Below are 14,563 nucleotides of genomic sequence, written 5' to 3' on the forward strand. Positions count from 1 at the left end.
TAAATGCGCGTTTGATTGCGGACGATAATCACAGCCTATCGGCTGTCAGAGCAGCGCGACCGCGGCGCGGCGCGCCTCGCTGGCGAAGGCGGCGGCCAGCGGCGTGTTCGGCTCGCGCACCGGCATGATCAGCCCGATCGTGTGCACGACCTCGGGCTCGACAATGGGGACCATGCGGAATTCCTGGCCGAGGTTGGAGGCTGCGGCCACCCGTTCGGGAATCACGGTGAGCCAGTCGCCCGAACGCACATGCGCGAGCAGCACCGTCAGCGAATCCGATTCGAGCGTGACGCGCGGATTGCCGCCGACGCCGCGCATCAGCCCGTCGACGATCTGCCGGTTCTGCGTGTCTGGCGTCAGCAGACACAGCGGCAGTTCCGAAACCTCGGTCCATGTCGCGGTGTCGCCGTTCGCGAAGGCCGAGTCCTGCGACATCAGCAGCTGATATCGCTCGCGGTACAGCGGGATCGTCGTCACCCGCGTGATCGGCTCGTCGATGTAGGTAATCGCCGCATCGATCTCGAGATTTTCGAGCATTGCAAGAATCTCGGAGGATGCGCGCGACAGGATGGTGAACTGCACGGCGGGATAACGCGCCGACAAGGGACGCGTTACGGTCGCAACCATCGGCAACGCTGCGGGGATCACGGCGACGCGAAGCCGTCCATTCAGTCCGTGCTTGAGCGCCTTGACGTCCTGCCGCATGGCGCGCGCATCGCTGACGATGCGGCGCGCCCATTCCAGCACGCGCTCGCCTTCGCTGGTCAGTCCGATGAAGCGCGAGCCGCGCTGCACCAGCATGACGCCGAGCGATTCCTCGAGTTGCTTCAGGCCGAGCGATAGCGAGGGCTGCGACACCGAACACGCTTCCGCGGCGCGTCCGAAATGACGTTCCTGCGCGAGCGCGAGCAGATATTCGAGTTTCTCGATCATCGCAAAAGTCCAACGGCTGGCACAGAAACGGAGCGTGGCGCGGACATTCGATTTATAGAACGATAGGGTATGACAATTGGTCGCAGCGTTGGCAAGCTGCAATATTCGGCCGTTTTATACCGCCGCATGAATTGTGATCCCCTGATCGCCGACGCTGCCTAACGCAACGGCGAGCGCTGACCGGTGGCCGCATCGAGCTGTTCAAGGTCGGGCGCGAAGCGCTTGGCTTCCTCAACGAGCGCTGCGGTCAGCGTCGTCATTTGCGCGCGCGCCGGCACAACGAGTCCGATGGTCTGCACCGCGTCGGGCTCGGTAATCGGAATGGCGCGGATCGTCTCGGTCAGCCCCAAGGTCTCCGCGAGCTTGGCCGGCATGATACTCGCCCAGCGGCCGGTCCGGACATGGGAATAAAGTAGGATCATCGAATCCGATTCCAGCGTCGGCCGTGAATCGGCGCCCGTGCTCTTCAGCAGCCGGTCGATGATCCGGCGGTTCTGCATGTCGGGGGTCAGCAGGCAGAGTGGAACCTGCGCCACCTCCGCCCAGGTGACCGTATCGCGGTCGCCGAGCGGCGCATCCGCCGAGGTCAGAAGCCGGTAACGCTCGTGGTACAGCGGTACGGTACCGACGCGGCCGACCGGCTCGTTCTCGACATAGGTAATGCCGGCATCGACCTCGAGATTTTCCAGGAGGTCGAGAATCTCGACCGAGGTTCGCGAATACACCGTGAACTGCACGTTGGGGTGGCGCTCGCGATAGGGCGTCGTCAGCGCCGCGATCATTGCCAGCGCGGTCGGGATCGCCGCAATCCGCAGCCGCCCGGACAGGCCGTGGCGCAGCGAGACGATCTCCTCGCGCATCGCGCGCGTGTCGCCGACGATGCGGCGGGCCCAGTCCAGCATCCGCTCGCCCTCCACGGTGAAGCCGCGGAACCGCGAACCGCGATTGACCAGCAGGACGCCCATCTGCTCCTCGAGCTGCTTGATGCCGGCCGACAGGGTTGGCTGCGTTACCCCACAGGCTTCCGCAGCACGGCCGAAGTGGCGCTCCTGGGCGAGGGCCAGAATGTAGTCGAGTTTGTCGAGCAAGATAGTACCTGTAAAATCAATATCTTACCGCGCAGCATCGGTCTCGATGGGCGGTATTATCCCATCAAGGCATATTCTTACAATAGATTTTATCTATCGAACCATCAGGAGGAGGGGATTGTCGGAAAAGCTATTGCAGATCAATTCTAAGGAGGGAGATACGCTCAATGAATATGCAGGTTCCGCCGCCCGCGCGCGGAGACGGCGTTGGCCGTCGTCGGCCGCCGCGCACGCCGAAAGGCCGCCAGGTCGATCCGGTCGCGCTTGAGGAAGTTCGTGGCCTTTTGACTGATCGGTCGCGCCGCCGCGACCTTTTGATCGAGCATTTGCACCTCATCCAGGACAGATACGGCCACCTGTCGGCCGCGCATCTGGCCGCGCTTGCCGCGGAAATGCGGATGGCACAGGCCGAGGTTTACGAGGTCGCGACCTTCTATTCGCACTTCGACGTGGTGAAGGAAGGCGAGACGCCGCCGCCGGCCATCACCGTGCGCGTGTGCGACTCGCTGTCATGCGCAATGGCGGGTTCCGAAGAACTGTTGAAGAAGCTGCCGGCCATTCTCGGCAAGGACGTTCGCGTCGTTCACGCGCCCTGCATGGGCGCATGCGATCGCGCGCCGGTCGTGGCGGTCGGCCATGTGCAGACGTTCAAGGCCAATCCCGACAATGTCGCGGCGTCGGTCAAGGCGAAGCCGCATGCTCACGCCTGGCACGACCACAAGGATCTTGCCGCCTATCAGCAAGAGGGCGGTTACAAGCTCCTGAAGGATTGCCTTGCCGACGAGCGCACGCGCGACGAACTGATCAAGATCGTCAGCGACGCGGGGCTGCGCGGCATGGGCGGCGCAGGCTTTCCGACCGGCCGAAAATGGTCGCTGGTGCGCGCCGAACCCGCGCCGCGCCTGTTCGCCGTCAACTGCGACGAGGGCGAACCGGGCACCTTCAAGGACCGCTACTATCTCGAGCGCGATCCGCATCGCTTCATCGAAGGCATGCTGATCGCAGCCTGGGTGGTGGAAGCGCGCGATACCTATCTCTACATCCGCGACGAATATCCGGAACTGCGGCTGATGCTCGCCGACGAGATCGTCAAGGCCGAGAAGGCCGGCCTCTCGCCGCACACGCGTATCCAGATCCGCCGCGGCGCCGGCGCTTATATCTGCGGCGAAGAGTCGGCGATGATCGAGTCGATCGAAGGCAAGCGCGGCTTGCCGCGCCATCGCCCGCCTTATGTCGCGCAGGTCGGCCTGTTCGGTCGCCCGACGCTCGAGCAGAACGTCGAGACGCTGTTCTGGGTGCGCGACATCATCGAGAAGGGCGTCGAATGGGCGACCTCGCAGGGCCGCCATGAGCGCAAGGGCTTCCGTTCGTTCTCGGTGTCGGGCCGCGTGAAAAATCCGGGCGTCAAGCTCGCGCCCGCCGGCATCACCATGCGCGAACTGATCGACGAGTTCTGCGGCGGCATGCAGGACGGCCAGGTGTTCAAGGGCTATCTGCCGGGCGGCGCATCCGGCGGCATCCTGCCGGCCTCGATGGCCGACATCCCGCTCGACTTCGGCATGCTGGAGAAATACGGCAGCTTCGTCGGCTCCCATGCCGTCGTCGTGTTGTCCGAGCAGGACGACATGAAGGCGGTTGCGCTCAATCTGATGAAGTTCTTCGAGGACGAAAGCTGCGGCCAGTGCACGCCATGCCGCGTCGGCACCGAGAAGGCCGCGAAGCTGATGGAGCAGGGGCCGTGGAACACCGGCCTGCTGACCGAACTGTCCACCGCGATGCGTGACGCCTCGATCTGCGGTCTTGGCCAGGCGGCCTCGAACCCGCTCATGTGCGTGCTTAAATATTTCCCTGACGATCTGACCAAGCCTCTGGGCAAGTGGTGACGCGATGACCGACAAGAAGACCTTTTTCATCGACGGCCACGAGATCGACATCCGCAAGGATGAGACGATCTTCCGCGCCGCGCGGCGGCTCGGCATCAAGCTGCCGCATCTGTGCTATTCGCCGCAGCCGGGTTACCGGCCGGACGGCAACTGCCGCGTCTGCATGGTCGAGATTGAGGGCGAGCGCGTGCTGGCCGCGAGCTGCCTGCGCACGCCGGCGCCCGGCATGAAGGTGCAGACCCAGACCGATCGCGCGAAGACCGCGCGCAAGATGATCGCCGAGCTTCTGGTCACCGACCAGCCGGCGATGGAAGTCGCGCACGATCCGGAGTCCGAATTCTGGAAGACCGTCAAGCGCCAGGGCGTCGAGGCCGGACGCTTCCCCCGCCACGAGCGGGAGATGGTGCCCGAGCCCGACCGCAGCCATCCGGCGATGGCGGTCAATCTCGACGCCTGCATCCATTGCAATCTCTGCGTCCGCGCCTGCCGCGAAGTCCAGGTCAACGACGTCATCGGCATGGCCGGGCGCGGCATGAACGAAAAGATCGTCTTCGACTTCGACGATCCGATGGGCGCCTCCTCCTGCGTCGCCTGCGGCGAATGCGTGCAGGCCTGCCCGACCGGCGCGCTGATGCCCTCGACGCTGCTCAACGACCAGAACGTCCGCACCGAATTTCCGGACCGGGAAGTCGACAGCGTGTGTCCCTATTGCGGCGTCGGCTGCCAGCTCACCTACCAGATCAAGAACGACAAGCTGATCTCGGTGAAAGGCAAGAACGGTCCGGCCAACCAGAACCGGCTTTGCGTCAAGGGCCGCTTCGGCTTCGACTATGTCCATAATCCGCAGCGCCTCACCAAGCCGATGATACGCAAGGACGGCGTGCCGAAGGTGCCGCACGAATTCATCGACCCGAGCAACCCGTGGACGCATTTCCGCGAGGCGACCTGGGAAGAGGCGCTCGACCGTGCGGCCGGCGGCCTGAAAAAAATCCGCGACCGCGACGGTCCCGATGCGCTGGCCGGCTTCGGTTCGGCCAAGGGTTCGAACGAAGAGGCCTATCTGTTCCAGAAACTGGTGCGGCAGGGCTTCGGCACCAACAACGTCGACCATTGCACGCGGCTTTGCCATGCCTCGTCGGTGGCGGCGCTGCTGGAAGGCGTCGGTTCCGGCGCGGTGTCGGCGACCTTCAACGAGTGCAAGAACTCGGAAGTCATCATCGTCATCGGCTCGAACCCGACCGAAAACCATCCGGTCGCGGCGACCTTCTTCAAGCAGGCGGCCAAGCGCGGCGCCAAGCTCGTCATCATGGATCCGCGCGGCACGGCGCTGAAGCGTCACGCCTGGCGGATGATGCAGTTCAAGAACGGTGCCGACGTCGCGATGCTCAACGCGATGCTCAACGTCATCGTCACCGAGAAGCTCTACGACGAGCAGTACATCCAGACCTATGTCGAGGGCTTCGAGGCGTGGAAGGACAACATCAAGGACTTCACGCCCGAGGAGATGGAGCCGATCTGCGGCATCGAGGCCGACACGCTGCGCGAAGTCGCGCGCGCCTACGCCCGCGCCGAAAGCGCCATCATCTTTTGGGGCATGGGCGTGTCGCAGCACACTCACGGCACCGACAACGCGCGCTGCCTGATCGCGCTCGCGCTGATCACCGGCCAGATCGGCCGTCCCGGCACCGGCCTGCATCCGCTGCGCGGCCAGAACAACGTGCAGGGCGCCTCCGACGCCGGTCTGATTCCGATGTTCTTCCCCGACTACAAGTCGGTCGAAGACCCGGATATCCGCGGCAAGTATGAGCAGGTGTGGGGCGTCAAGCTGCCGCCGAAGCGCGGCAAGACCGTCGTCGAGATCATGCACGCGATCCACGATAATGAGATCAAGGGCATGTATGTCGAGGGCGAAAACCCTGCGATGTCCGATCCCGATCTCAACCACGCCCGCGAGGCGCTCGCTCACCTCGAGCATCTCGTGGTGCAGGATCTGTTCCTCACCGAGACGGCCGTGTACGCCGACGTCGTGCTGCCCGCCTCCGGCTGGCCGGAGAAGGACGGCACGGTCACCAATACCAACCGACAGGTTCAGATGGGCCGGCAGGCGCTGCCGTTGCCCGGCGAGGCGCGCCACGATCTCTGGATCATCCAGGACATCGCCAATCGCCTCGGCTGCAATTGGAACTACAAGCATGTCGGTGAGGTCTTCACCGAGATGGCGTCGGTGATGCCGTCGCTCGCCAACATCACTTGGGACCGTCTCGAGCGCGAGAACGCCGTCACCTATCCGGTCGACGCCATCGACGTGCCGGGCCGCGACGTGGTGTTCGACGCCGGCTTCCCGCGCCCGGGCGGCTTTGCCAAGCTTGTCGCCGCGAAGCTGCAGCCGCCGGACGAGGTACCCGATGCCGAGTATCCGTTCATTCTCAGCACCGGCCGCCAGCTCGAGCACTGGCACACCGGCTCGATGACCCGCCGCGCCAAGGTCCTCGACGCCATCGAGCCGTCGGCGATCGCGCAGCTCTCGCGCGGCACCATCGAAAAGCTCGGCATCCAGCCCGGCGACATGGTGAGAGTCTCGACGCGCCGCGGCGCGGTCGAGCTGCATTCGCGGCAGGACGATGCGGTGCCGGACGGTGTCGTGTTCATCCCGTTCGCCTATGTCGAGGCGGCGGCGAACCTGCTGACCAACCCGAAGCTCGATCCGTTCGGCAAGATTCCGGAGTTCAAATATTGCGCCGCGCGTGTCGAGAAAATCGAGCCGCAGCGCGAGGCCGCGGAGTAGGGCGCGTCACGCGCTATCCCGAGATGCTCGGCCGCAAGGCCGAGCCTCAAGGGACGCTTTGTCAGCGTGTACTTGGCGATGCCCGCCGATAGCGGACGCTAAATCTTGTCGGCCGGCGTGCTCGGCGTCGCGGGGTCAGCGCTCTGCTTCTCGAGAATTTCCGTAAGCATCGTCGAGCATTTGTCGGCGACGTCCGCGTTCGCGCTCTTCGCGCCGATCGGCGTGGCGAAGCCGTTTTTCTCGATATAGGCGTCGCGCTGCCAGGACTCGACAGCCTTGTATGCGGCCCATTTGGCGGCAAGGTCGTCCTGCTGCTGGAAGCGTTGCACGCAGGCCGGCGCGAGAACTTTGACGACAGCGGCGGTCGACTGCTCGCTGGCCATCTCCCTGGCGGTGCTGCCGAGCATCCATCCGCCCCAAGTGAATCCGACGGCCAGCGTGCCGATCACGCCGACGGCGAATCCCTGGAGCAGACGCGTAAGCGATTCTCCTCGCAATATGGCGGGCATCTGCATGAGGTGTTTCCTTCCTGCGATGTTCAGTGCTCGCCGCCCCGGCATCGACTATTGTTGGCAATCGCTTCGATTGATGCAGGACAAATCGTCACATTAGCCGCGGTTCCGTCCTTGACCCTGCGTCGGCTGTTTCAATGCAGCGTCGGCCGCTCCTCGATCCGCCGTAACGCCAGAGCGTCGATCAGCGCATTGCGCTCGTCTTCCAGCGCTGCAAGCTGCGCTTGCGCCTGTTCGCGCGTGGCGCGGTTCGAGCCGGCGAGCACCACGCCGGCGATTGCCGCCGTGATCGAGCCGAAGAACAGCGTTGCCGACATCGGCAGCGCGTGCAGGAGGGTCAGCGCAAGCAGCGCGGCCCCGCCCCAGGTGAGCACGCGCGCGCCGGTCGCGATCTTGCGGCAGCGCTCGATCGTGCGGGCGAGCGCCTCGATCCGCTCCTCGATCATCGCGATGTTGTGGCCGGTGTCGCTCATGGCGGCTCGCGCCGTCAGTCCTTGAAGAACGGCTCCACCGTGCCCTTGAGCTTCAGGGTCAGCGGCTTGCCGAAGCGGTCCTTGGCGTTGCCGGCCGGCACCCTGATCCAGCCTTCGCTGATGCAGTACTCCTCGACGTCGGAGCGCTCCTTGCCGCTGAAGCGGATGCCGATATCGCGCTTCAGCAGTTCCTCGTTGTAGTGCGGGCTCGCCGGGTCGGCGCAGAGGCGGTCGGGGAAGGTGTCGGTCATTCTCGGTTCGCTGGGCTCCGTGATGCGCCCCTTTTGCCTGAAAAGCGCCGGTTGTGCACCTGCTCCCGGCGCGCAGCACCGCCGCGCTTTCGCCGCCTTCAATTTTCATCCTTCCCGCGCTTTGCTAGATTGCGGCGTCTGTCTGGGGCGTTGCGTATACTCGGGGAGAAGGTCATGCAGCCGGTCGTTCGGTGGGCATCCTGTGTCGCGTGCGTTGTGGGGGTGGCGATGTTCGCCGGGGCGGCGGTGGCGAAGCCCGCCTATGTTCCCACCGCGCTGAACCTGCGCGCCGCGCCCGGCACCACCAATGACGTGGTCGCCAAAATTCCCGGCGGCAGTTTGGTCGATGTCGGCGCCTGCACCGACAACTGGTGCGCCGTCACCTGGCAGGACAAGCAGGGCTTCTCGATCCAGTCGGGTCTCGATATGTCCGGCCGCGTGCCGGCGCGGCGTCCTGCCCGCCGTTATGTCCGCGGCGGCTATGTCCCGGTCGACGGCCCGGTCTTCTATGAGGAGCCGCCGGTCTACGTCGCGCCGCCGCCGGCCTATTATTACTATCCCTATCGCTACCGGCGTTACTGGGGCCGCCATCACTGGGGCCCGCGTTGGCATTTCGGCATGGGTTGGTGACGGCCGGCGAAAAAAATCAAATAGCAGACAAAAAAGGGCGGACCGAAGTCCGCCCTTTGGGTTTGTCGCGGCGTTCGTCACCAGAACCGGCGCCCGAACAGATGCGGCATCGTGCCTTCGTCGCGATGACGGCCGCCGAGATGCGCGCCGCCGATCGCCGCCGCAAGGCTGATGAGGAGCGACGCCGCGGTCAGGAAGCCGGCGATCAGCCCGGCCTTGCGCGCCTTCTCGGCCGCGTTGCGGGCGTCGTTCTCCATCGTCTGCAGTTGCGTGATGCCGGCATCGACGCGCTTGCGCGCCTCGTCCTCGGAGATGCCGTCGCGCGCGGCGACGACGCCGACCAGATAGTTGCGGTTGTCCGCCGTCAGTTCGCGGTTCGCCACGGTGGACTCGAGGATGCGATTGACCTCGTCGCGATAGGCCGGATCGAACGGCTTCGGCGGCGGCGGAGGCGCGGCCGCCGCAGCCGGAGGCGGCGCGGGCTGATCGCCGGCCGCGGCGGGCGGGGCCGGGGGTGGCGGAGCCGGAGGCTGCGCAGATGCTCGCGGTGTCGGCCGCAGCAGCATGCCGGTCACGGTCGACGCGGCGGAATTCTTTGCCGCGTCGACATTGCCGGACGCAGCGCCCGCGGCGACAGTCGCGGTCGCCTGCGTCGCGGAATGCAGCGCGGCTCCGCCTGCGTAAGCGATCAGCAGCGCGCCGAACAGCACGCCGACCGCCCAGACCGTGAAACCATGCGTGCCGTCGCGGAACCGCACTTCGTGCAGCGTCGCGTCGGCCCAGCGGTTGCGCATCCGGCCGGCGAGATAGCCGCCGGCAAAGAAGCTGCCGATCTGCACCATGACCGACCACCACGCCACCGCGAACAGGATGGCCCAGGCCGGCACGCCTTCGTTCGGCCACGGCGAGGTGAGCGTGAGCCCGACGGCGCCGCCGAAGGTCAGAAGGAGAAACGAGATCGCGCTCGCGCCGATCGCGCCGGCGATCACCGGACTCCATTCGACATAGGAGCCCTGAGGCGCAGGGCCGGTGGCGACCACGACGTTGCGTTCGATTGTTGTCATGTCTGCCGCTCCGTTCAGTGCAGGCCGAGCAGCGACAAAATCGCCATGACCACCACGATCAGGCCGATCAGATAAATGATGCCATCCATGTCAGTATCCTCGCTTTCATGAAATCGGGTTTCTTCCGGCCGCAAATTCAGCGGGCGTTATTTCGCGTCCGGGAGCTTGATGGTGAAGGTCTTGCTGGCGCCGCCGCCGCCCTTGCCGCCGAGGTGGCCGGTGCCGATCAGCACCGCAGCGCCGACGAAGATCACGAGAATCGCGCCGACCAGTACGCCCAGAATTCCGGTCGCGCCGCTGCCGCCGTCTGCCATAGGTTCCTCCTGAGTCACGAAATCGTGCGGGTGGTAGGAAACGGGGCAGAACGGCGATGGTTCCGGGGCGCGGAACCCAAATATTGCCTTTCATCGGGGGGAGGGATAATCGTCGATGACCAGACACGGCGGCACCACATGGCATTGACTGAAAACGGCTCGCTTTCCGGCTTCGCGGCGGGATTTCCGCAATTGCGCCACGATTGGACGCGGGAGGAGGTGCGCGCGCTGTTCGATCTGCCGTTCACCGAACTGGTGTTCCGCGCCGCGCAGTTGCACCGGCAGAATTTCGATCCGGCCGAGGTGCAGATCTCGACGCTTTTGTCGATCAAGACCGGCGGCTGTCCGGAAGACTGCGCCTATTGTCCGCAGAGCGCGAAATACGACGCCGGCGTCAAGGCTGAGAAGCTGATGAGCCTCGATGCGGTGCTGCGCGAGGCGCGCGCCGCCAAGGCCGGCGGCGCCACGCGCTTCTGCATGGGCGCGGCCTGGCGCGAGCCGAAGGATCGTGACATGGACAAGGTTTGCGCCATGATCGAAGGCGTGCGCGGTCTCGGCATGGAGACTTGCGTGACGCTCGGCATGCTGACGCAGGCGCAGGCGCGGCGGCTGAAGGACTCCGGCCTCGACTACTACAACCACAATCTCGATACCTCGCCGGAGTTCTACGGCGAGATCATCACCACGCGCACTTATCAGGAACGGCTCGACACGCTCGGCCTGGTGCGCGAGGCCGGCATCCATGTCTGTTGCGGCGGCATCGTCGGTATGGGCGAGGATGTCTCAGACCGCGCCGGCATGATCGTCGCGCTCGCCAACCTGCCGGCGCATCCGGAGAGCGTGCCGATCAACATGCTGGTCAAGGTCGAAGGCACGCCGCTCGAAACCGCCGCGCCGGTCGATCCGTTCGACTTCGTGCGTACCATCGCCGTCGCGCGCATCACCATGCCTGCTTCGATGGTGCGGCTGTCCGCCGGCCGCGAGGACATGAGCGAGGAAACGCAGGCTTTGTGCTTCCTCGCCGGCGCCAACTCGATCTTCTACGGGCCGAAGCTGCTGACCACGCCGAACCCCGGCCGCGACCGCGACATGGCGCTGCTCGACAAGCTCGGATTGCGGCCGAGCCTTTAGTCCTGAAAGCGAAATCCGGTCGCCGCCGCGACGCAGCCATGCGCCGGCGATAAAAAAGTTGGCGTGTCCTCTGGACGCAGCGTGAAAACGCGCTCCTAATACGGGCAACCCTCATAAAAAATCAGGGAAACGCCAAAATGTCCGTCGTCGTCAAAACGTCAGCTATCAAGACAGTCCGTGCCGTCACATTCGCCTGCCTCGCATTCGCCGTGGCATTCGCCGCCGCGCCTGCGTCGGCGCAGGACATGGAACTGAAGATCATCGCGCCGGCAGCGCCGGGCGGCGGCTGGGACCAGACCGCCCGCTCGATCCAGCAGGTGCTGATCGCCGAAAAACTCGCCAGGAACGCGCAGGTCATCAACATTCCAGGTGCCGGCGGCACCGTCGGTCTCGCGCAGTTCGTCACCGGCGCGAAGGGCGACGGCCATCAACTGATGGTCAACGGCTTCGTCATGATGGGTGCGATCCTGCGCAACAAGTCGCCGGTGTCGCTGTCGCAGATCACGCCGATCGCCCGCATCACCGAGGAAACGCAGATCATGGTGGTGCCGGCGAATTCGCCGATCAAGAATGCGAAGGATCTCGCCGAGGCCGTGAAAAAGGACGTCGCCAAGGTGACCTTTGCCGGCGGCTCCGCCGGCGGCGTCGATCACATCATGGCCGCGCTGTTCGTCGGCGCGGTGGGGGCGGATGCCTCGAAGGTCAACTACGTCGCCTTCTCCGGCGGCGGCGAGTCGCTCGCCGCTATCCTCGGCGGCAAGGTGACGGCCGGCATTTCCGGCGTCAGCGAATATGAGGGCCAGATCAAGGCCGGCAAGCTGCGCGCCATCGGCGTGACCTCACCGAAGCGGCTGCCGGGCGTCGACGTGCCGACCTTCAAGGAGCAGGGCATCGATCTCGTGCTGACCAACTGGCGCTCGGTGTTCGCACCGCCCGGCCTCAACGACGCGCAGAAGAAGGCGCTGGGCGATGTCGTCGCCAAAATGGTGAAAACAAACGGCTGGAAAGAGGTGCTCAAGGCGAAGGGCTGGGACGACGCCTATCTGGCCGGCGACGACTTCGCGAAGTTCCTCACCGCGGAGCAGGCGCGCGTCACAGCGGTGATGAAGACCGTCGGCCTCGTCAAATAGGAGGCCGGCATGGACAAGGCTGCAAGGCCTGACCTCGCGGGTCTCGCCATCGCGGCGGCGCTGCTTGTCGCTGCCGCGATGGTGCTGTGGGACACCGAGGGACTGTCGCTTGGGTCGACCTACGGCATCGGGCCGAAGGCGATGCCCTATGTCATCGCCGCGGGTCTCGCGCTGCTCGCCATTGCCAACGCGGCGATGGCGTGGCGCGGCGGATTCCCGCCTCGCGAGAGCTTCGATGCCAGGGCCGTTGTGCTGATTCTCGGTGGCTTCGCGGTGCTGATCGCCATCATCGATTTCGGCGGCGGCTTCATCCCGGCGACCGCGATCCTGTTCGCCGCGACGGCCGCCGCTTTCGGCCGCCGCGCTTTTCATATCGACCTCGCGGTTGGTGCCGCGCTCGCCGTCGCTGTGTTCCTGCTGTTCGACAAGCTGCTGACGCTGTCGCTTCCGGCGGGTCCGATCGAACGGCTGCTGTGAGGAGAGGGCGATGGACCCACTCCATTCGCTGCTGCACGGCCTCGCCATCGCCTCGCAGCCGCTCAACCTGCTGTTCGCGCTGATCGGCGTCTTGCTTGGCACCGCGGTCGGCGTGCTGCCGGGCATCGGCCCGGCGCTCACGGTCGCGCTGTTGCTGCCGATCACCTTCAAGCTCGATCCCGGCGGCTCGCTCATCATGTTCGCCGGCATCTACTACGGCGGCATGTATGGCGGCTCGACGACCTCGATCCTCATCAACACGCCGGGCGAAAGCGCCTCGATGGTCACGGCGCTCGAAGGAAACAAGATGGCGAAGGCCGGCCGCGGCGGCCCGGCGCTCGCGACCGCGGCGATCGGCTCCTTCGTCGCCGGTACCATCGCGACATTCGGCATCGTGTTTCTCGCGCCCTATCTGGTGCAGGTCGCGGTCAATTTCGGGCCGGAGGATTACTTCGCGCTGATGTGCGTCGCCTTCGTCACGGTGTCGGCGACCTTCGGCGATTCGCCGGTGCGCGGGCTGACCGCGTTGTTCATCGGCCTGACGCTGGGCCTTGTCGGCATCGATCGGCTCACCGGCCAGGCGCGCCTGACCTTCGGCGTACCCGAACTGCTCGACGGCGTCGAGGTGACGACGCTTGCGGTCGGCCTGTTCGCGGTCGGGGAGGCGCTCTATGTCGCCTCGCGCCGGCACATCGTGGAGGAAAAGCTCGAGCCGGTGCGCGGTTCGCTCTGGATGACGGCGCAGGACTGGAAACGTTCGTTCTGGCCGTGGATCCGCGGCACGCTGTTCGGCTTTCCGATCGGCGCGCTGCCGGCGGGTGGTGCGGAAATCCCGACGTTCCTGTCCTACTCGACCGAGCGCAAGCTGACCAAGCACCCGGAGGAATTCGGCCACGGCGCGATCGAAGGCGTCGCCGGACCGGAGGCCGCCAACAATGCGTCCGCCGCCGGCACGCTGGTGCCGCTCTTGACGCTCGGTCTGCCGACCTCGGCGACGGCGGCAATGATGCTCGCCGGCTTTCAGCAATACGGCCTCAATCCCGGCCCGCTCTTGTTCGCCGACAAGCCCGATCTGGTCTGGGGCCTGATTGCCAGCCTGTTCATCGCCAATGCGATGCTACTGGTGCTGAACCTGCCGCTGGTCGGCCTGTGGGTGCGCCTGCTCGCGATCCCGCAGCCTTGGCTTTACGCCGGCATTCTCGTCTTCGCGACGATGGGTACCATCGCGGCCAAGCCCTCGGTGGTCGAACTGTCGATGCTCGCCGGCTTCGGCGTGCTCGGCTTCCTGATGCGGCGGTTCGACTATCCGGTTGCGCCGGTGGTCGTCGGCCTGATCCTCGGGCCGGTCGCGGAAGCGCAGTTGCGCCGCGCGTTGCAGATCAGCCTCGGCGATCCGATGGTGCTGCTGCAAAGTCCGATCTCGGCGACGCTGCTCGGCATCGCGGCGTTGGCGCTGGTGCTGCCCTTCGCGCTGCGCGGCCTCAGCCGCTTCAAGGCGAGTGAGGATTGACCGGCGCGGTCAGGGGCAGGTCGCGAGCGTGACCGGGTCGGCCTTTTTGTCGGGCAGATAATCGCCCATCGGCTTGCAGGCGCCCTTGATGCAAACCTGCCAGTCGCCGACCGTCATGCCGGAGCGGCGCAGCACGACTTTCGGCAGCGGCGTCATATGCGGGTCGTAGCGCCACCACTGGCCGTCGAACGTCGCATCGGGCGGCGGTTCCATGCCGGCGCCGGTGCCCTGGATGCGGTCCTGCGTCACCACGATGCCGGCCGGCGTCGCGCGATAGTCTTCTTCCCAGCGGGTCTTTTCGATCGAATGAGTCCACGCCAGCGTCAGCGCCACGGTGCCGAGACGGACCGTGGCGCCGGCCGCGAGGAGGCAGAACTCCATC

General features: G+C 65.5%; 16 protein-coding genes. 7 read left to right on the top strand and 9 right to left on the bottom strand.

Going from position 1 to position 14,563, the window contains the following annotated elements; all coding sequences use genetic code 11:
- Window positions 1–45: 45 nt before the first annotated feature.
- From AB7F10_RS00320 to AB7F10_RS00330, 3 genes are all read right to left on the bottom strand, one after another.
- The gene (locus AB7F10_RS00320; protein WP_428558319.1) at window positions 46–933 is read right to left on the bottom strand and encodes a LysR family transcriptional regulator; all 888 of its coding nucleotides are present in this window, start codon (window positions 931–933) and stop codon (window positions 46–48) included.
- Between the two features lie 158 nt (window positions 934–1,091).
- A complete protein-coding gene (locus AB7F10_RS00325; protein WP_428558318.1) occupies window positions 1,092–2,021 on the bottom strand; it encodes a LysR family transcriptional regulator in 930 nt (309 codons plus the stop codon).
- 164 nt (window positions 2,022–2,185) lie between these two features.
- The gene (locus AB7F10_RS00330) at window positions 2,186–2,347 is read right to left on the bottom strand and encodes a hypothetical protein (protein ID WP_428587073.1); all 162 of its coding nucleotides are present in this window, start codon (window positions 2,345–2,347) and stop codon (window positions 2,186–2,188) included.
- Between AB7F10_RS00330 and AB7F10_RS00335 the strand changes: the two genes are divergently transcribed.
- On the top strand, window positions 2,348–3,904 hold the full coding sequence (locus AB7F10_RS00335) for an NAD(P)H-dependent oxidoreductase subunit E (RefSeq protein ID WP_428587075.1): 1,557 nt from the start codon (window positions 2,348–2,350) through the stop codon (window positions 3,902–3,904). It begins immediately after the preceding gene.
- A 4-nt stretch (window positions 3,905–3,908) separates the two neighbouring features.
- A complete protein-coding gene (gene fdhF / locus AB7F10_RS00340) occupies window positions 3,909–6,689 on the top strand; it encodes a formate dehydrogenase subunit alpha (protein ID WP_428558316.1) in 2,781 nt (926 codons plus the stop codon).
- Between the two features lie 98 nt (window positions 6,690–6,787).
- On the opposite strand, the gene AB7F10_RS00345 is transcribed toward fdhF, so the two are convergent.
- The 3 genes from AB7F10_RS00345 to AB7F10_RS00355 all read right to left on the bottom strand — a co-directional run bounded on the left by AB7F10_RS00345 (window position 6,788) and on the right by AB7F10_RS00355 (window position 7,925).
- The gene (locus AB7F10_RS00345; protein WP_428558315.1) at window positions 6,788–7,204 is read right to left on the bottom strand and encodes a hypothetical protein; all 417 of its coding nucleotides are present in this window, start codon (window positions 7,202–7,204) and stop codon (window positions 6,788–6,790) included.
- 131 nt (window positions 7,205–7,335) lie between these two features.
- Entirely contained in the window at window positions 7,336–7,674 is a 339-nt protein-coding gene (locus AB7F10_RS00350) for a hypothetical protein (RefSeq protein ID WP_428558314.1), read from the bottom strand.
- 14 nt (window positions 7,675–7,688) lie between these two features.
- Window positions 7,689–7,925 carry a DUF3297 family protein gene (locus tag AB7F10_RS00355; protein WP_428558313.1) on the bottom strand — a complete coding sequence of 79 codons (237 nt, stop codon included), beginning with the start codon at window positions 7,923–7,925 and terminating at the stop codon, window positions 7,689–7,691.
- 228 nt (window positions 7,926–8,153) lie between these two features.
- Here AB7F10_RS00355 and AB7F10_RS00360 point away from each other — a divergent pair, with 228 nt between their 5' ends.
- The gene (locus tag AB7F10_RS00360) at window positions 8,154–8,555 is read left to right on the top strand and encodes an SH3 domain-containing protein (RefSeq protein WP_428558312.1); all 402 of its coding nucleotides are present in this window, start codon (window positions 8,154–8,156) and stop codon (window positions 8,553–8,555) included.
- A gap of 77 nt (window positions 8,556–8,632) precedes the next feature.
- On the opposite strand, the gene AB7F10_RS00365 is transcribed toward AB7F10_RS00360, so the two are convergent.
- Together AB7F10_RS00365 and AB7F10_RS00370 are read right to left on the bottom strand one after the other, a co-directional pair.
- Window positions 8,633–9,619 carry a hypothetical protein gene (locus tag AB7F10_RS00365; protein WP_428558311.1) on the bottom strand — a complete coding sequence of 329 codons (987 nt, stop codon included), beginning with the start codon at window positions 9,617–9,619 and terminating at the stop codon, window positions 8,633–8,635.
- Window positions 9,620–9,765: 146 nt separating this feature from the next.
- Window positions 9,766–9,933 (bottom strand): hypothetical protein, encoded by a 168-nt coding sequence (locus tag AB7F10_RS00370; RefSeq protein ID WP_428558310.1) that lies wholly within the window; start codon window positions 9,931–9,933, stop codon window positions 9,766–9,768.
- A 138-nt stretch (window positions 9,934–10,071) separates the two neighbouring features.
- Here AB7F10_RS00370 and bioB point away from each other — a divergent pair, with 138 nt between their 5' ends.
- From bioB to AB7F10_RS00390, 4 genes are all read left to right on the top strand, one after another.
- Window positions 10,072–11,064, top strand: a complete 993-nt coding sequence (gene bioB, locus AB7F10_RS00375) for a biotin synthase BioB (protein ID WP_428558309.1) — start codon at window positions 10,072–10,074, stop codon at window positions 11,062–11,064.
- Window positions 11,065–11,201: 137 nt separating this feature from the next.
- On the top strand, window positions 11,202–12,194 hold the full coding sequence (locus AB7F10_RS00380; protein WP_428558308.1) for a Bug family tripartite tricarboxylate transporter substrate binding protein: 993 nt from the start codon (window positions 11,202–11,204) through the stop codon (window positions 12,192–12,194).
- A gap of 9 nt (window positions 12,195–12,203) precedes the next feature.
- The gene (locus AB7F10_RS00385; protein ID WP_428558307.1) at window positions 12,204–12,671 is read left to right on the top strand and encodes a tripartite tricarboxylate transporter TctB family protein; all 468 of its coding nucleotides are present in this window, start codon (window positions 12,204–12,206) and stop codon (window positions 12,669–12,671) included.
- A 10-nt stretch (window positions 12,672–12,681) separates the two neighbouring features.
- Window positions 12,682–14,181 (top strand): tripartite tricarboxylate transporter permease, encoded by a 1,500-nt coding sequence (locus AB7F10_RS00390; protein WP_428558306.1) that lies wholly within the window; start codon window positions 12,682–12,684, stop codon window positions 14,179–14,181.
- 9 nt (window positions 14,182–14,190) lie between these two features.
- Here the strand turns inward: AB7F10_RS00390 and AB7F10_RS00395 are convergent, their stop codons facing one another.
- Entirely contained in the window at window positions 14,191–14,562 is a 372-nt protein-coding gene (locus tag AB7F10_RS00395) for a DUF1850 domain-containing protein (RefSeq protein WP_428558305.1), read from the bottom strand.
- Between the last annotated feature and the right edge of the window lies 1 nt (window position 14,563).

This window comes from Pseudolabrys sp., from assembly GCF_050250095.1.
In the GTDB taxonomy this organism is placed as follows: domain Bacteria; phylum Pseudomonadota; class Alphaproteobacteria; order Rhizobiales; family Xanthobacteraceae; genus Pseudolabrys.